This is a genomic window from Sphaerospermopsis sp. FACHB-1194, assembly GCF_014696235.1.
Taxonomy (GTDB): Bacteria; Cyanobacteriota; Cyanobacteriia; order Cyanobacteriales; family Nostocaceae; genus Sphaerospermopsis; species Sphaerospermopsis kisseleviana.
Map to the genome: position 1 here is coordinate 62,086 of NZ_JACJPU010000024.1, position 17,813 is coordinate 79,898.

Consider the following 17,813-nt stretch of genomic DNA (forward strand, 5'->3'; position numbering starts at 1 on the left):
AGCGTGCTGGAAGCATCAGCATTCGGGCGATAAATTATCAATTTTTATCACAGGTTATTTTCCGAATGCTTCGCCCCTACTTCGCCCCTACGACTCCTGAATTCTGCTGTACTTTGCGTAGCTGAATTACTACTTAAAAAGCCCATGATCGCCTAAAATTTGCTACTCATGAGCTAAATTAACTTATTTATGTGAAAACTGCAAACTAAAGAGCTAAATGACCTAATTCTTGGAAAAGAGGGGGATATTCAAAAAACAAACCAATAATTATTCTTCTTCCTCCTCTTCTTCTTCATATTCTTCAAAAATTTCGTCTATCAGTTCTTCTGCTCGCTCATCGGAAATTTTTAATGCTTCCTGAAGTTCAAAGAGATAATCTTCTTCTGATTCGGGTATGTCTTCTTCCATTCCCAGGATCAAAATAGCTGTGATATAGGCAGTTTCACGATAACTCTTTTTTGTTAAGGATGCGATCGCACTAGGAATTAAATTCTCTACTTTTTCTTCCTCTATCAAGGTGTTGACTTTTGCTGTTAACTTATCAAAGTCTTCCTCAGAGTAACTTGCAAACAGTTCAATACCTTCTAACATTTCTGGTAAGGGGTATTCTTCGGGGGTAATAATACCTTCATCCTCACCAGAAGCGGAAAAAAGTCCGATAATGGCGATCGCTACTTCTGGTTCGAGTTTAACTGGAGTTTTGATTTTGCTTTTAACCAACTCACTTTTAGACATGATGATCCTTTTGACAGACTATTATTTAGATTCCCAAATCATTGCATAAAATCACAGAGACTGTTACTTTTTTTCATACATTTGCACACAGAAGTTATGTTTTTAACATCAAAAAGATTTTAGCTAAACTCAAAAGCTATATCCCAATCTAGAAGGTGATTTTCACACAATATCCCCGACTTCTTGCAGAAATCAGGGATCTGATTCTGATTATATGACTTACAACTTATTCCCACACTCAGCACAGAAATTATGACTGGGTGGGTTTTTTGTACCACAATGGTTGCAGTAAACTGGCTCAACTGCGGTTTTTGGTGCTGGCTTCGGTAAACCAAACATCTGGGCGTTACTCTTACCAGGCGCTACCATTGGATAGCAGTTTTCATCCTTAGTAACACGCACATCTACCACTACAGGTCCATTGTGTGCCAGTATTTCCGCGATTTTATCTGCTAACTCTTCTCTGGTATTAATCACCATACCTTTAATACCATAAGCCTGTGCCAAAAGTTCAATATCTGGCATCCCTACTTCCATGTTAGAGCAGGAATAACGCTCACCGTAAAAGGCTTGTTGCCACTGGCGCACCATTCCCTGCCAACCATTATTTAAAATTACGGTCTTGACATTTATACCATATTGTGCTAAAGTCCCCAATTCCTGTAAACACATTTGGAAACTAGCATCACCACTGATACAGATTACCTCTTCATCAGGGAAAGCTACCTTTGCACCCATCGCCGCAGGTACACCAAAACCCATTGTTCCTAAACCTGCACTAGAGATCCAGCGTCTTGGACCATTCTTCAAAAATTGGGCTGCCCACATTTGATGTTGTCCCACATCAGTAGTATAAAAAGCGTTGGGTGCTTGACGACCAACTTCCACAATTACCTCTTGGGGAGAAATACTATCAGCATGATGAGGTACAACCAAAGGATAATCCTGTTTCCACTGGTTGATTAAATTCAACCATTCTTGATTTTGGTTGGGTGTTGCTTTGCCGTTTGCGTCTTGACAGCGCCGTAATAAATCTTTTAAAACGTTTTTGACATCACCAACAATAGGCACATCAGGAACACGGTTTTTACCTACTTCTGCTGGATCAATGTCAATGTGAATAACTTTAGCGTGGGAGGCAAACTCATCTAATTTACCTGTTACCCGGTCATCAAATCTTGCACCAACACAAATCAGTAAATCACAATCTGTCACCGCAAAGTTAGCGTAAGCTGTTCCGTGCATTCCCAACATTCCCACAGATAGGGGATGATGTTCATCAAATGCACCGATACCCATTAAGGTTGTGGTGACAGGGATATTAAATAATTCTGCTAATTGTTTAACTTCTTCGTGAGCATTAGCCGCGATCGCACCCCCACCGACATACAATAAAGGACGACGACTTTCACGAATTAACTGGATAGCTGCGTTAACTTGTCTGGGGTTGCCTTTAACTGTGGGACGATATCCTGGTAATTTAACTGAACCTGGTTCTACAGGCACATAATCAAATTCTTCTAAAGCCACATCTTTAGGAACATCTATCAAAACAGGTCCAGGTCTACCCGTACTGGCAATGTGGAACGCTTCCGCCACAATTCGCGCCATATCTTTAGGATCACGCACTACATAAGAATGCTTAACAATGGGTAAAGTAATACCGTAAATATCTGTCTCCTGGAAAGCATCAGTACCAATTGCTGCCCGTGGTACTTGTCCAGTGACAATAATCATGGGAATAGAATCCATGTAAGCAGTCGCAATACCCGTTACCAGGTTAGTTGCTCCTGGACCGGAAGTACCAAAACATACTCCTACCTTGCCAGTTGCACGGGCATAACCATCAGCAGCATGGGAAGCACCTTGTTCGTGTCTGACAAGAATGTGTTTAATTGTACCAGTTTCCTCTACTTTGTAAAGGTCATCATAAATCGGTAGAATTGCTCCACCGGGATAACCAAAAATGTACTCAACACCATGACGCAGCAGACTATCTAACAAAGCAAAACCGCCAGTTGCCCGTTTTGGAGTTACAGGGGTAGATTTAGAGACAGCAGACTGTTTCTGATTTTCCGATTGTGGGAGACTGATTTGAGAAGACGATGGCACGGTTAACCTCAAAATATAACTAAAAGTTAAGCCTTAGATTTTGTATTTAGAATTTCAGGGTAATCCAATTCTACACCCAAAATAAAAACCACTTTTAATTGAGTGGCTTTTTTAAATTTTTAATACATTATTACTAATTCATCAAATACCTAATTTGGATTTGCTTTAGAAAAGCGGGGAAGTCAGAGTATCTGAGTATTGGTATTTGTGATGCCAGATTACTTTACAATTTGTAAACATCTGAAAATCTGCATCACTACTATGGTACAGTCCAGCTAACGGTTCTGATGGGGAACAGCCATCAGAGGTAACGGGGAAAGCCTGGTGTAAATCCAGCACTGTCCCGCAGCTGTAATGAAGTTAACACTTCAAAGTCAGAATGCCCGCCGCCATGATAACCTACTTCCATCTGCGAGGTACAGATGAATAACACAATTAAAACTCTCTTCATCAAAAATTATCACTGTCTCATAGAGTCAAATATAGGTGGTACCATAGACATTTCTATGATATTGTAAAATTTTCCCTACATATATCAATAGCTATTTAGAAGGTGATAGATACAAACCTGAAAACCGGATTGTATCCTCAGTTTCATCTTTACATATTTGCATGATTCCTTGTCCTAGCCAAATTTAAGCTTGCAGTGTAAGTAAGGCTATTCGTCATTTCAATCTGCAATACATAAAAATTAATGCAAAAAAAACAACATACTTTATTAGTCTGTACAACCTGCGCTAGTGTGTGGAAAGACGGTAAACAGATAGGTGAAGGTGGCGGACAGCAGCTATTACAACAACTTCAACAACTCGCACAAACTTGGGAACTGCACTCTAAATTCTCCATTCAGGGAGTCCAATGTATGAGAGCTTGCAACCATGCTTGCGTTATCGCTTTGCAAGGAGAAGAGAAATTTACCTATCTTTTCGGTAACTTAGCAGTTGATGATAGTGTATCTGCCATACTGCTATGTGCCACCCAATACTACACTAGCCCCAAGGGTTTACTACCTTGGTCAGAACGTCCAGAAGCTTTAAAAACAGGCATATTAGCCAAAATACCACCCCTCAGTAAATGGGCAAAACTCACCCAAAATTCCTGTTAATTAAAGTTCGTAGTGAGGACTTTAGTCCTCCAGACAAACCCAGAAACTAGCTTGAAACTAGCTTGCAAAACTTACCCTAACTGTGATAATAATAATCATTACCAAAATTTACAGGCTAAAAACTTTTGTGCAGACCACCAGTATTTATTTATTCAGGGACCTAACTACCAATGCGTACTCAGCTTATTATCAGGTGGGGAACTCAAATACTGATTTCTAGTTTGACCATTACATCCGGGATATTAGGGAAAAATTACCCCAGCATAGCCACAGAAGTTACACCAAAATCTGAAAATTCCGCCCAAGACTTACAACCAATTGCACAAACAGAGGAAAAAGAACCGGATATAGAAATCACAGTGATTGATAGTATTCTTAACGAACCAGTATTTTCACCCTTTCGTCGAGAAGGAACAGTCAAAGATTCTACTCGTCCGGTTTACGTCATCACTGGGGAAGAAATGGAAGCGCAAGGTGCAAGAACAGTCAAAGAAGCACTGCGATTTTTACCGGGTATTTTGGGTGATGGAACTGTAGGAACAGAAGTCAACGCTTTAAGTGGTCAATTTATTCGCGGTTCTAACACCGGTCAAGTTTTAATATTATTGGATGGAAGACCAATTAATAATTTAGGTGGTGGAGGTTTCGACCTTTCAGAATTTACCAGTAATAATATTGAAAGAGTTGAAGTCTTACCCGGAGGTGGTTCAACCCTCTATGGTTCAGACGCAATTGGTGGAGTAATTAACATTGTTACCCGTCGTCCTACAGATAAAATTACCACCACAACGAAAGTTAACATTGGGTCTTATGGACTCAACCAACAAAGCATTCAAAATAGCGGGAAATCTGGTGATATTTCTTGGGTAGTTGGTTACAACCGTACCCAAGCACAAAATAATTATCCCTTTAGCATTCCTGAAGCTAACTTTGAAGGGACAAGAAAAAATAATGACGCACTATTCAACAACTTTAATCTCAAATTAGAAGCTAATTTAGACAAACGTAATACCTTAGCTTTATCAACTTTATACTTAGGGAAAGAACAGGGATCACCCGGAGGTGTACCCATTCCTGTACCCCAATTTGGACAGGGATTTTTTAACTCTCTCACCGAGAATAACCGAAAATACACAGACCAAGTTCTCACTGATTTAACCTGGAACTCTAAATTAGGAAAGGGAGATGATTCACTATTAAAAGCGAGAATTTACGCCGATTTTCTCAACACTCGCTTTGATAATCGTAGTGGTGCAATTACATCTCAAAATCGCTTTGATACCAAACAAGATTCCTATGGTATTCAAGTTACCCATAATTGGAATCTGTCTAAAAATCAAACCTTAGTTTATGGCTTTGATTATCGTAATACTAATGTCCGCAACACTTCCTTTAATTACGGGACAAATATTTTACGAGTAAATTATGATGATGGTATCACTCAAGGGGCGATATTTAGTAGATATGACATTCAGTTTTCTCCTAGTTTAAACGTCAATTTAGGAGTGCGTCAAGACTTTAGTAGTTTAGTTAATGGTTCATTTACATCTCCATCTGTAGGTGCAAAATTCGCAGTTTCTGATTCCACTACCCTGAGAGCTAACTATATCAGAAACTTCCGCGCCCCCACAATTGCCAATTTATTTAATAATAATCCTACTAACATTGGTAATCCTGATTTAAAACCAGAAAAAGGTGATAGTTTTGATGTGGGAATTGACCAAAAAATAGGCAATATCGGCTTACTGCGGTTGACATTTTTTAGCAACCGTGTTTCTGATACCATTGCCTTTAGAAGACTCACTCCACCAGTAAATGGGAATACGGGAACTTGGGAAAATATTGGTTTAGTCCAAACTCAAGGAATTGAAGCATCTCTGAATTTACAACTAGCAAGAAATATCTATGGTTTTGTGAATTATACAGCCAATGACCCACGTATTTTAAAAAGCGGTAATCCCGCAGAGGTTGACAAAGAATTACGTTTTGCAGGTGCAGATAAGTTAAATTTTGGTGTGTCTTATGAAAATCCCCAAGGTTGGTATTTTGGTTTGTTAATGAATTCTTTAAACGGATATCCAACCAATAATACAAATACAGAATTTTTGCCGGGATATACCACTTTTGATATGAAGATGCGTGTGCCAATTAATGATAGGCTAGTATTGACTGGTAGCTTGGATAATTTGTTTAATCAGCGTTATCAGTTATTCCCTGGTTTCCCTGATGGGGGTAGGGTATTTCAATTGGGTTTGAGTTCTAGTTTTTAAGATTAATTTTGTCACCGATTCAAAGGAGATTTACCAATGAATGAGTTTAATTCTTGGGTACAACCAGTTAATAAAATAGAAACAGAAAATTTATCTACGGGTGGATATGTTGAGTATGAATATTTTGATTGTGGGAGTGATGTTTTAGCATCGTTAATGTATACTTTATTTGAGCAAAATTGGCAGCAGGTGGGAATTGCCCATATTGTTCAAGGTAGTGTTTTAGAGTTGGAATTTAATGCACCTCCAAAACTATGTATTCTCTATGATGGATATTTGACAGTGGCCGCTGAAGGGTGGCATTTACATTTGTGTATTGATACTAATTTCGGTGGACCTTTATGTAAAACTCCTGTGGAAGTGAGGAAGCAGCGTCTAGTTTCTCGTGCAGCTTTTTATCGGCGGTTTAATCCAGAAGGAAATCCTAGAAGTTGGGGGATTCAATTTTGGAATGGTGCGAATGAACAATTGATGACGATTTTATTACCTAATCCTTTGGTAGATGGGGAAAATTTATTACCAGAAGGAAAACCAAATTTAGAAAAGTTAGCTTTGTATCAAGATTTGAGAGATATTTATGTGTTAGGAATTAAACCAATTCCCTTTAATAAAAATCCTCTCAAACATTCCTATATTTCAGTTTGTACTTCTACTCGCTGTCTTCCTTCTCGCAAATGGCAACCTACATTTGAGGCGTTAAAATCAGCAGTGGAAAATGCAGGTTTAGATATAGAAGTAAGAACATCTGGTTGTTTAGAAGTTTGTCAATTAGGACCTGTGGTTTTCTATTCTAATGATAGAACTTGGTACACTCGCGTTAATCCTAATGTGGCAGAAAATATTGTCAATGAACATTTAGTCAAGGGTAATAAGGTGGCTGAAAACTTATATCCACCGGAAAAAGTATAAGCTACTCCCCATTAATTTTTCTGTAAAAATATGCTCGTAGTAAGGGCTTTAGCCCTGCTTCAGTGAAACCCAACATTAGCAAAAAATACCAAAGCTTGGCGTTGGGTTTCGTTCCATTGCTTCGCAACGCGAACAACCCAACCTACAAAATCTCACTATTTAACAAATATTTAGCAAGAATGAAATTTTCAAAACTTCCTTACTCAAAACTAATCATTTTTTTATGTCAATTTTGCCTTATAGCCACATTTATTATTGCCTGTCATAGTACAAAAAATCCTATAACTCAAAATCATATAAATAACAACACAACCAATAACACCTGTATTCAAAATCATAACCCTAATCAAGATTATTTCCCCACCAAATCTAAAATTAACTATGCTACAGGTTTTACAGTTGAATATCATAATCATTACAAAGTTGTGACGATTAAAAATCCCTGGCAAAATGCTAAAACTCAGTTTCAATATGTTTTAGTTCAGTGTGGAACTCCCACACCTTCAGGATTTAATCAAGCACAAATTATTACAGTTCCTGTTAATTCTGTCGTGGCTTTATCTACAACTCATTTACCTCATTTGGATAAATTAGGATTGGTGGATAAATTAATAGGTATTAGTAATACAAAACAAGTGAATACTCCGGCTGTAGTTCAGAGAATAAAAGCGGGAAAAGTTACCCAAGTAGGTAATAATTCTAATGTGGATATAGAAAAGTTGTTAGCATTAAATCCTGATTTGGTCACAACTTTTGGTACAGGAAATTCCCAAACAGATAGTTACGGTAAACTTACGGAAGCTGGTTTGAAAGTGGGGATAAATGCTGAATATATGGAAGATACGCCATTGGGAAGAAGCGAATGGTTAAAATTTACGGCTTTATTTTTTAATCAAGAAGAAAAAGCTGAAAAGATATTTCAAGAAATAGCAGATAAATATACAAAAATAGCCCAAAAAGCTCAATCTGTAAAAAATCGACCGACGGTATTTGTTGGCTTTAATTTTAAAGGTACTTGGTTTATGTCTGGTGGTAAAAGTTATGTTGCTAAATATCTGAATGATGCAGGAGGTAATTATCTGTGGAGTAATGATAAATCTAATGGTAGTTTACCACTTTCTTTTGAAGTAGTTTTAGAACGTGCAGCTAAAGCTGATTATTGGTTAAATTCTCGCCAAGTTTGGCAGAGTTTAAAAGATGTTGTAGCTGAAGATAGTCGTTATGGTGATTTTCAAGCTGTAAAAACTGGAAATATTTATAATAATAATGCCCGTGTCAACGTAGATGGTGGTAATGATTATTGGGAAGGAGGAATTAGTAACCCCGATATTGTACTGGCAGATTTAATCAAAATTTTGCATCCAGAATTGTTACCGGAACATCAACTGTTTTATTACCGCAATTTGCCAAAATAATGTTTATGAAATCTGTGAAAAAACATTTTAATCCTCACTTATTCATTCCAGATAATATTTCCCTTAGAAGTTTATGTTTTGGGATATTAATTGTAGCTTTGCTATTAATATTTCTCTTAGATTTAGCTTTGGGTTCAGTTTCGATTCCTGTTGATGAAGTGGTAAATATTTTACTAGGAAAACAACCAGAAAAGATAACTCATAGCAATATAATTCTCAAATTTAGATTACCGAAAGCTTTAACTGCAACCTTAGCGGGTGCTGCTTTAGGTGTGAGTGGTTTACAAATGCAAACATTATTTAAAAATCCTTTAGCTGGACCTTTTGTATTAGGAATTAGTTCTGGTGCGAGTTTAGGAGTGGCGTTGGTGGTGTTAACTGCAAGTGTGACTGCACCAACTTTATTAAATAATTTGGGAATCATTGCTGATTTTGGATTAGTGATAGCTGCTAGTGTGGGTGCGGGTTCGGTTTTAGGTGTGATGTTGGTTGTTTCTCGTCGGGTGCAAGATACAATGACGCTGCTAATTTTAGGTTTATTATTTGGTTATGCTACTGGTGGAATTGTGAGTATTTTATTGCAATTTAGCACTAGAGAACGGATTCAAAGTTATATTATGTGGACTTTTGGTAGTTTTGCTGGTGTGACTTGGAAACAATTAATTGTGTTAATTCCGGTGATACTTTTAAGTTTATTAATAGCGTTGTTGCAATCAAAATCTCTGAATGCACTTTTGTTAGGTGAATCCTATGCCAGAAGTGTAGGTTTAACGGTAGAAAAAACTAGATTTTCTATTATTATCAGTGCTTCTATTTTAGCAGGTGGAATTACAGCTTTTTGTGGTCCTATCGCATTTTTGGGTGTGGCTATTCCTCATTTATGTCGGAGTTTGTTTAATACTTCTGACCATCGAATTTTAATTCCCAGTGTGATAATTTTAGGGGCAATTTTAGCTTTAATAGCAGATTTGTTTTCTCAATTAGCAGTAAGTCAAATGGTTTTACCTTTAAATGCAATTACGGCTTTAATTGGTACTCCTGTTGTGACTTGGGTAATTTTAAAGCGTAATTCCCGCAAGTCTTTTCCATCCTAATTACTACTCGATTTTTTATAAATCAGAAAGTTACTTACCTATTCCCTATTCCCTGTTCCCTGTTCCCTGTTCCCTGTTCCCTAACTCAACAAATATGAGTAATGCAATTTTGACAACCCACAATTTGACTATTGGTTATCAAACATCCCGAAAAAATTTTCGGTGTGTAGCAGAGAATATTTCTGTATCTTTGCAAGCTGGGGAATTGGTGTGTTTATTGGGTCCCAATGGTGCAGGTAAATCTACATTATTGCGATCGCTTGCCGGAATGCAACCACCTGTAGCCGGTGAAGTCCGACTTTTAGATGATAATATCTACAATTTAGCACCCCAAGATTTAGCGAAACGGTTGAGTTTAGTTCTCACAGAAAAAGTTGATGGAGGGATGCTATCTGCTTATAATTTAGTAACTTTAGGACGACATCCTTATACTGACTGGTGGGGAAATTTGACTGCTGAGGATGAAGCAATAGTCCATTGGGCGATAAAATCTGTAGGTGCATTAAATTTAGTCTCCCGTCAAGTTAGCGAACTCAGTGATGGTGAACGACAAAAAATTATGATTGCCCGCGCTTTAGCGCAGTCTCCTATAGTCATGTTGCTAGATGAACCAACAGCATTTTTAGACTTACCCCGGCGAGTAGAAATTATGCAATTGTTGCGTAATTTAGCCAGGGAAACTAAACAAGCAATTCTCCTTTCTACCCATGATTTAGACTTAGCTTTGCGTCTAGCCGATCAAATTTGGCTATTAAATTCTCATGGGATTTTACAGGTAGGCGCACCAGAAGATTTAGTATTAAGTGGTGCATTTGCTAATACTTTCAACAGTGAAGGTGTGGAATTTGATATTTTTTCTGGTGAGTTTAATTTGCATACACCATTTAAAGGAGAAATTCAAGTTATGGGTGAGGGTATAGCTACTATATGGACTATTCGTGCTTTACAAAGAGTAGGTTTTCAGGTGAAACAAACTGAAAAATTTTCTTTTAATCAAAATGCTGCAAAAACACAATTAGTAGTAGAAGTTATATCAAAATCTCAAGAGAAATTTTGGCAAACCCAAGTCATAAATAATCATCCAGATGTGTATGTTCATAATTCACTATATGCAATGATTGATTTTTTAAATCAGAATGTCATTTCACTAGACAATTAAGGCTTGAGATATTTACCTGGTAGCTTATCAACATACATAAAGGATGATTGTTACCCAATTTTTAGATCAAATCTTGCAAGACTTTGCGGGTATTTTGCCAAGTCCAGAAACCAATCAATACTACAGTGATACTCATACCAAAAAGAACTGTTGCCAAGCCAAAAGCATTAACCAGCTTGGTTGTAATCAATAAAGGTGCAGACAGAGCAATATTAATGGCATGATTTTGAAAGCCAAATACCTTACCGTGCATTGCTGGGGGTGTGTGCTGTTGAATTAAGGTTTGCATTGGCACGTTAATTAATGCTGCACCTAAGCCCAAGAACACACAAAGTCCCAACACTAAAAATAAATTATGAGTAACAATAAACATTCCCAGTGCCAAGGACATAAACATAAAACCAATTAACGGCAAGGGTTTATGATGCAGTTTATGGCCAAAATGTCCCAAAATTCCTGCGCCTAAAACCATTCCCACACCGGCAGCAGCAACAAAGAAGCTAAAATCAGTTTGTTCTAGGTTCAATCTAGCAGCTAATCTAATAGATAATTCCAATAATGCCGCAAACACGCAATACAAAGCGACAATTTGCAACATCGCATTCCAGACCAAGCGGTTTTGTTTGAGATACGAAAAGCCTTGTAAAAATTCGGTGATAGGATTAGCTACGGATGTTTGTCTATGTTCTTTAAACTGAATCGGTAACATGATGATAGCTGATAACAGGTAGAAACCTCCTACTAAAAATTCTTTACCAAATTCAAAGTTGAGATACTCCGCCCAGTCTAAAATTGGCTTTCCCACAGCATAACCAACTATCAATGCTCCCATCATGGTGCTGCTAAATAAAGCATTAGCGGCCATTAAATTCTCTCGTTGCACCATTAGGGGAATAGTAGCTTGTTCCGCTGGGGCAAAAAACTGAGTTACCGAGGAGATACCAAAATTCAGTGCTAACAATATTCCTAACTGCCTGGGCAAGAAAGCTATACTTAATGTCAACAAGCCCCGCACGACATCAGAACCCACCATAATTAGCTTTTTGGGCATCCTATCAACAATCACACCACCAGCAGAACCGAAAAAAATCGCTGGTAGGGTAAAAGCCATATACATATAAAAGCGCCCTGTGCCTTCTGCTAAATTGGCAGGTAAGTATTTTTTCTCCAACAAATCAATCATTAAAATCAATAAAACCTTATCTGCTAACTGGGAAATGAGTTGCCCGATCCACAGGAGCATAAAATTACGGTTTTTTAGCAGTGCGCCAAAGCCGCTATTAACAGCAGTCGGTTCAGTGGGAAACATCACAAATTGGGAATTGGGAATTGGGAATTGGGAATTGGGAATTGGGAATTGGGAATTGGGAATTGGGAATTGGGAATTGGGAATTGGGAATTGGGAATTGGGAATTGGGAATTGGGAATTGGGAATTGGGAATTGGGAATTGGGAATTGGGAATTGGGAATAAATAATTATCTATTCACTGTCACCTGTCACCAGTCACCAGTCACCAGTCACCAGTCACCAGTCCCCAGTCACCAGTCCCCAGTCACCAGTCCCCAGTCACCAGTCCCCAGTCACCAGTCCCCAGTCACCAGTCCCCAGTCACCAGTCCCCAGTCCCCAGTCACCAGTCCCCAGTCACCAGTCACCAGTCCCCAGTCACCAGTCCCTAGTCCCCAGTCACCAGTCCCCAGTCCCCAGTCACCAGTCCCCAGTCCCCAGTCCCCTGTTATTCATAACTTTTTAACAATATATGCAAAAATTCAGCCGTATTTAGGGATTTTTGGGAGTGAGAAAACCGAATTGATGGATCTGTCCAGTTACCTTGTACCTTGTGGGGCGATCGCCACATTGATAAATGATCAACTGGTGGATCGGCATAAAAATTATCTTCCCCAATACCTAAAATAGCAGAACTCCAATGGGTAAAATAATCATGACTCAGGCGATGTATGGGAAAATTTCCCCATAATGGCACGCCCCAGCCATCTATAGCTATTAATGCTTTCACATTACCACCTTGAAGTTGCCATGTTGTAGCCGCCGCGATCGCACCTACTACACCAGCACTAAAACCAATGAATATAACAGGTGATTCTAGCTTATTACTCAGGCGATCGCGCAAAAACAGTAAAATATGAAGTGCTGATAAAGTGAAAATCCCCTCTCCCGGAAAAACCAGTATATTTAATAACTGCTGATCACCTCTCTCTACATTGGGGTTAAACAAGCTGCTGACAAAGCTTTGCGTTAATTCTATTTCATGAATACCTGGACAAATAATAATATTCATTAGCTTTTATGGTTAAAGATCAACAACCTATGGCATTTGCTCGGTTAATTGTAAGTTAATTGTTAATTTTTACTGGTTAATTGTAAATTTTTCATGATCAGATGTATATTTTTATGTTCACATCTATCCTATCCCCCTGGATGGGATAATAATTAACTAATATGGCGAATTATAGGGTTACACCCTGTGAGGATGTCGCCATTTCGCTTATATTGAGGGAATTATTGTGGTTGCAACTCCAGAAAAAATGCAACATACTCACGAGCATCTACCAGGCCATGATCGCATAGCTGTACTGCTCATGGGTTATGGTGAAGTCGAGAGCTATGAAGATTTTGCCAATTATAATGAACAAGCTTTAAATCTACTTACTGCCAAATTTGCACCAGTACCAACTTGGATTTATCCCACTTTAGCCAAGATTTTAGCTATATTTGATCGTCATGAATGGGGACATACCCATCATGATTTTATCTCACCCCATAATGCCATTTTTGAACAGCAACGGGCAGGAATTGAACACGAATTACAACATAAATGGGGCGGTGGTGTTCAAGTTTTCAAAGCTTTTAACTTTTGCGCTCCTTTTTTACCGCAACAAGTTTTAGCAGAAATCAAAAATCAAGGCTTTGAAAAAATATTGATCTATCCTTTGTTAGTGGTAGATTCTATTTTTACCAGTGGTATTGCTATTGAACAAGTTAATAATGCTTTGGCTGAATTGGCTGATGGTGATGAACATTGGGTGAAAGGAATGCGTTATATTCCTTCTTTCTACAATGAGCCGGAATATATCAATTTAATGGCGCAAATAGTAGAAGAGAAAATCAATTCTGACTTAGCCGATGCCTATTTACCATCACAAATTGGTATTGTGTTGATGAATCATGGATGTCCACACAAAGCCAAAGGTTTTACATCAGGAATTGATGAAAGTCAAGCACTTTACGAATTAGTGAGAGAGAAATTAATTCACCGTTATCCTTTAATTTCTGTTGGTTGGTTAAACCACGATACACCATTAATTGAATGGACTCAACCCAATGCCACTCAAGCAGCTAACAATCTGATTCAATTAGGTGCAAAAGTGGTAATGTTTATGCCCATAGGTTTTGCCACAGAAAACCATGAAACCTTGTTAGATGTACATCACATTATTCATGATTTAGAAAAACAGCATTCTGGTGTGGATTATTTACAAATGGCTTGTGTAAATGATGATCCCCGCTTTTTGGATATGGCTGCGGAATGGGCTAATGTTCACATTCAAGAATTAATGGCAGCAGAAGGTAAGGAAGTTAATGTACATTTAGCTATACATCATCATCACCATCATTAGGTGACAGGTGACAGGTGACAGGTGACAGATAAAGAATCACTTCTTGTCTGTTACCTTTTGTCTTGTTGATTTGAACTAAGCTGTTACACAGCTAAATTGTATAATCCTAATATTCTGAACTCTTGTTTAACAGGCAAGATGCCTGTTCCACTTATACAAATTAAATGCACAACAGCTTAGAAATTATTGGCTAGTAGCTGTAGTGACAAATTGTAGTTACAATAAAGTAAAGATAGTTTTTATTGGGTGATGGAGTTTGAATGGGATGAAGCCAAGCGTCTGGCCAACATTCGCAAGCACGGTATTGATTTTATCGACGTTTCAGCCGTGTTTGATGGAGATACAGTAACCGTAGAAGATGACCGTTACGACTACGGAGAGCAGCGATTTGTGACATTTGGTTTGTTACAAGGAAGAGTAATTGCTGTTGTCCACACAGAACGAAGTGATTGCACACGAATTATTTCCGCACGAAAGGCAACCAAGTATGAACAACGAACATATTTCGAGCAAATCTCAAACTGATTGGCAACGTTTCGATGCAATGACTGACGAAGATATTGACTTGTCAGACTGCCCAGAAATTACACCTGAATTATTTGCTAAAGCAGTGGTGAAAAAGGGTTTACCTGTCGCCAAAAATAAAGCTCAAGTAACATTACGTATTGATAGCGATGTATTGGAGTGGTTTAAGTCTCAAGGACGGGGTTATCAAACTCAAATCAATGCTTTATTAAGAGCATATATGGAGGCACATCAGTAAGTTTTAAATCCTATTTTTCCTCGTCTGCGTTAATTCTGAATTTTAAATATTGGTTGAGGATAAATAAGTGTTGATGAATCATCTTTATTATTCATCCCAAAATAAATTTAACCTAATCTTATCTAAACAAGTGTAATAATGAAAGCAATTAAAGTAATGGCAACCATAAATGAACAGGGACAACTTACATTAGATAGTCCATTAATTACAGATAAAAATAGTCGTGTTGAAGTAATTGTTTTAATTCCCGACACAACAGAAATAAATGAAGATGAGCCAACCAAAGAAGCACTTTTAGAAGATTTCCGTCAAGCTTGGCATGAAGCAATGACAGGAAAAACTATTCCTGTATCTCAAATTTGGGAAGGACTTGATGATGTCTGAACAACCATTAATTCAAGTTCAAGCTTCTACAGTTTTTAACAGAAATATACGTAATCTTGCCAAAAAATACAGAAGTATTCGTAATGATATACAGCCTGTAATAGAACAACTGGAAAGGGGCGATTTACCAGGAGATAAAATACCTGGAATTGGATATGATGTTTTTAAGCTAAGAGTTAGAAATAGCGATATTCAAAAAGGTAAAAGTGGCGGCTACCGTCTAATTTATTACGTCAAAACTGCAACGGGAATTATTCTCCTAACTATTTATGCAAAATCTGAACAAGCTGATATTTTAGGTGATGAAATTAGAAGCATTATTACTGAATATGAAAAAATTACAGTTGAAGAGACTTAATATAATAATCAGGACTTACGCAAGTGTCACAAGGAAAGTCTAAATTTAAGTCTGTAGTAGGCACTTTAGTGCCAAAAATAAGCGATAAATCGCTTACTACGAACAGAGAAATATGCCAGTTGCGTAAGTCCTAATAATATTTGGAGGTTACAATGAATTTCTCTCTTTACTCCGATGTCATCTTATTACGTGATATTCCCGAAGAAGGTTTATATGCTGGAGACATTGGAACAGTAGTTGAACAACATAATGTTCAAGGACTAGAAACAGGATATAGTGTTGAATTTTTCGATATGACGGGAAATACCGTAGCAGTTGTCACATTACCAATGAGTTGTTTCCGCTTACCAACCAGTGCAGATAGACCTACAGTAAGATTTATGGCTAGTGCTGTGTAGGCGATCGCTAATTTTTCAATTCACAAAAATCCTCTACTCACTCCAATAACCAATCAAACAATTCTTTTACCGTAAGATGAAAATCTTTAGCAAATTCTGGTACTGGCAAACGTGCATTTGGTTGATCATAAAATGCCGTTGGTTGATCTGGAAAATAAACAAATATAGATTGTTCTTGTGGATCAATTAGCCAGCCCATCTGAGTTCCATAATTGAGACAGTGTAAAATATTTTTAATAACTTTTTTAATAACTTTAGTTTGGCTTTGATCAGGTGAGAGAATTTCAATAGTCCAATCTGGAGCGATCGCAAAAACATTGGCAACTCTGCCATTTTCCTGACGGGGAATTTTATCCCAACAGAATACAGAAATATCAGGTACAATTGAACGTCCTCCGAAAGTACAACGCAATTCAGAAAAAGCTCTGGCAATCTTTTGAGGTTTTAATATTAAATTAATTGCTGGTGATAACTCAGTTTGAATTACACTATGTTCTCCTTGTGGCATTGGTTTTTGGATGATGCTCCCATCAATATATTCGCTTGCAGGTTCGGTTTCTGGAAGTTGTAGGAATTGTTCTAGGGTGATAATTTGAGCAGGTGTTTGTACCATTTGCAGGTTTCCTTATCTATTTATGAGGGAGAATAATCTGTGATATCCTTACCTTGGTATTCCTATTTCATAAGCATTCAGCCGTCAGCTAACAGCAGTCAGCAAGAAGCTAAAAAACACGAATTTCATCTGGTAAATTGTTAACCTAGCTGGGTATAAGAGTCTGGTCTTAAACTACCACCAATACCAACAATTTGTACCATAGTTCACCCACAAAACCAGAATTGTTAAACAGCGGAATCATTACGACTCTGACAATTGTTCTGACAATTGTAAAGATGAGTTTTGTTTTGTGTCAACAATCAACGGTTCGACTCCGCTCACCGACCACGGTTCGACTCCCCTCACCGACCACGGTTCGACTCCGCTCACCGACCACGGTTCGACTCCCCTCACCGACCACGGTTCGACTCCGCTCACCGACCACGGTTCGACTCCCCTCACCGACCACGGTTCGACTCCCCTCACCGACCACGGTCAACCGTCAACAATCATAGAAGTTATAATCAAATCAACCTTACTTAAACTTTTATGACTAAATGGTTTAACACCGCAGGCCCTTGTAAACCGGATATCCACTATACCCTACCCACCACCGAACGGTTACCAGAGTTAAAACGCCTGATTGACCAACAAAATTACTTTGTCATCCATGCACCCAGACAAACAGGTAAAACCACTGCCATGCTCACCCTAGCACAGGAATTAACAGCTAGTGGTAAATATACCGCCGTTATGGTATCCGCAGAAGTAGGCTCTGCTTTTCCCGATCAGCCAGAAGTAGCAGAAAGAAGGATTTTAGATGCTTGGCAAGATGCTATTGACTGTTGGCTACCAACAGAATTACAACCACCTTTCTT

Annotated in this window: 18 protein-coding genes, 1 pseudogene and 1 riboswitch; of the genes and pseudogenes, 14 read left to right on the forward strand and 5 right to left on the reverse strand. The window is 38.2% G+C overall.

All coding sequences use genetic code 11. From position 1 onward, the window contains the following. Positions 1-267: 267 nt before the first annotated feature. Positions 268-735, reverse strand: coding sequence for a tellurite resistance TerB family protein (locus H6F45_RS15075; protein WP_096566238.1), 468 nt, complete (start codon positions 733-735; stop codon positions 268-270). A gap of 219 nt (positions 736-954) precedes the next feature. Further along, complete coding sequence (ilvB, locus tag H6F45_RS15080) at positions 955-2,847, reverse strand: biosynthetic-type acetolactate synthase large subunit (protein ID WP_190347582.1); 1,893 nt, start codon at positions 2,845-2,847, stop codon at positions 955-957. Between the two features lie 262 nt (positions 2,848-3,109). Then, positions 3,110-3,253: riboswitch (cobalamin riboswitch) on the forward strand. Between the two features lie 288 nt (positions 3,254-3,541). Between ilvB and H6F45_RS15085 the strand changes: the two genes are divergently transcribed. The 6 genes from H6F45_RS15085 (at position 3,542) to H6F45_RS15110 (ending at position 10,799) form a co-directional block, all read left to right on the forward strand. Then, positions 3,542-3,952, forward strand: a complete 411-nt coding sequence (locus tag H6F45_RS15085) for a DUF1636 family protein (protein ID WP_190347583.1) — start codon at positions 3,542-3,544, stop codon at positions 3,950-3,952. Positions 3,953-4,122: 170 nt separating this feature from the next. Continuing rightward, the gene (locus tag H6F45_RS15090; protein ID WP_190347584.1) at positions 4,123-6,222 is read left to right on the forward strand and encodes a TonB-dependent receptor; all 2,100 of its coding nucleotides are present in this window, start codon (positions 4,123-4,125) and stop codon (positions 6,220-6,222) included. Between the two features lie 36 nt (positions 6,223-6,258). Beyond that, positions 6,259-7,131, forward strand: coding sequence for a ferredoxin (locus H6F45_RS15095; RefSeq protein WP_096566244.1), 873 nt, complete (start codon positions 6,259-6,261; stop codon positions 7,129-7,131). A gap of 179 nt (positions 7,132-7,310) precedes the next feature. Then, the gene (locus H6F45_RS15100) at positions 7,311-8,546 is read left to right on the forward strand and encodes an ABC transporter substrate-binding protein (protein ID WP_190347585.1); all 1,236 of its coding nucleotides are present in this window, start codon (positions 7,311-7,313) and stop codon (positions 8,544-8,546) included. Positions 8,547-8,551: 5 nt separating this feature from the next. Continuing rightward, positions 8,552-9,640, forward strand: a complete 1,089-nt coding sequence (locus H6F45_RS15105) for an iron ABC transporter permease (protein WP_242052633.1) — start codon at positions 8,552-8,554, stop codon at positions 9,638-9,640. Between the two features lie 94 nt (positions 9,641-9,734). Continuing rightward, positions 9,735-10,799, forward strand: coding sequence for an ABC transporter ATP-binding protein (locus H6F45_RS15110; RefSeq protein WP_137668159.1), 1,065 nt, complete (start codon positions 9,735-9,737; stop codon positions 10,797-10,799). A 61-nt stretch (positions 10,800-10,860) separates the two neighbouring features. Here the strand turns inward: H6F45_RS15110 and H6F45_RS15115 are convergent, their stop codons facing one another. Then, positions 10,861-12,108 carry an MFS transporter gene (locus H6F45_RS15115; RefSeq protein WP_190347593.1) on the reverse strand — a complete coding sequence of 416 codons (1,248 nt, stop codon included), beginning with the start codon at positions 12,106-12,108 and terminating at the stop codon, positions 10,861-10,863. Positions 12,109-12,114: 6 nt separating this feature from the next. On the opposite strand from H6F45_RS15115, the gene H6F45_RS15120 reads away from it, so the two are divergent. Beyond that, on the forward strand, positions 12,115-12,552 hold the full coding sequence (locus H6F45_RS15120; RefSeq protein WP_190347595.1) for a hypothetical protein: 438 nt from the start codon (positions 12,115-12,117) through the stop codon (positions 12,550-12,552). Here H6F45_RS15120 and H6F45_RS15125 read toward each other — a convergent pair. Next, positions 12,535-13,098 carry a hypothetical protein gene (locus H6F45_RS15125; protein ID WP_096566254.1) on the reverse strand — a complete coding sequence of 188 codons (564 nt, stop codon included), beginning with the start codon at positions 13,096-13,098 and terminating at the stop codon, positions 12,535-12,537. The genes H6F45_RS15120 and H6F45_RS15125 overlap by 18 nt on opposite strands. Before the next feature lie 226 nt (positions 13,099-13,324). Here H6F45_RS15125 and H6F45_RS15130 point away from each other — a divergent pair, with 226 nt between their 5' ends. The 6 genes from H6F45_RS15130 to H6F45_RS15155 all read left to right on the forward strand — a co-directional run bounded on the left by H6F45_RS15130 (position 13,325) and on the right by H6F45_RS15155 (position 16,340). After that, complete coding sequence (locus H6F45_RS15130) at positions 13,325-14,437, forward strand: ferrochelatase (protein WP_096566256.1); 1,113 nt, start codon at positions 13,325-13,327, stop codon at positions 14,435-14,437. A 249-nt stretch (positions 14,438-14,686) separates the two neighbouring features. Continuing rightward, positions 14,687-14,962: a BrnT family toxin gene (locus tag H6F45_RS15135; RefSeq protein WP_190347586.1), complete on the forward strand. Its 276-nt coding sequence runs from the start codon at positions 14,687-14,689 to the stop codon at positions 14,960-14,962. A gap of 19 nt (positions 14,963-14,981) precedes the next feature. After that, positions 14,982-15,200: a BrnA antitoxin family protein gene (locus H6F45_RS15140; protein ID WP_242052634.1), complete on the forward strand. Its 219-nt coding sequence runs from the start codon at positions 14,982-14,984 to the stop codon at positions 15,198-15,200. A 138-nt stretch (positions 15,201-15,338) separates the two neighbouring features. Then, on the forward strand, positions 15,339-15,584 hold the full coding sequence (locus tag H6F45_RS15145; protein WP_190347587.1) for a hypothetical protein: 246 nt from the start codon (positions 15,339-15,341) through the stop codon (positions 15,582-15,584). Beyond that, entirely contained in the window at positions 15,574-15,942 is a 369-nt protein-coding gene (locus H6F45_RS15150; RefSeq protein WP_199301826.1) for a type II toxin-antitoxin system RelE/ParE family toxin, read from the forward strand. Before H6F45_RS15145 ends, H6F45_RS15150 begins: the two co-directional genes overlap by 11 nt. Positions 15,943-16,094: 152 nt before the next feature. Next, complete coding sequence (locus tag H6F45_RS15155; protein ID WP_190347588.1) at positions 16,095-16,340, forward strand: DUF4926 domain-containing protein; 246 nt, start codon at positions 16,095-16,097, stop codon at positions 16,338-16,340. 37 nt (positions 16,341-16,377) lie between these two features. Here H6F45_RS15155 and H6F45_RS15160 read toward each other — a convergent pair whose 3' ends face one another. After that, a complete protein-coding gene (locus H6F45_RS15160; protein ID WP_190347589.1) occupies positions 16,378-16,953 on the reverse strand; it encodes a Uma2 family endonuclease in 576 nt (191 codons plus the stop codon). 531 nt (positions 16,954-17,484) lie between these two features. On the opposite strand from H6F45_RS15160, the pseudogene H6F45_RS15165 reads away from it, so the two are divergent. Further along, a pseudogene (locus tag H6F45_RS15165) lies at positions 17,485-17,813 on the forward strand (ATP-binding protein); the annotation flags it as partial.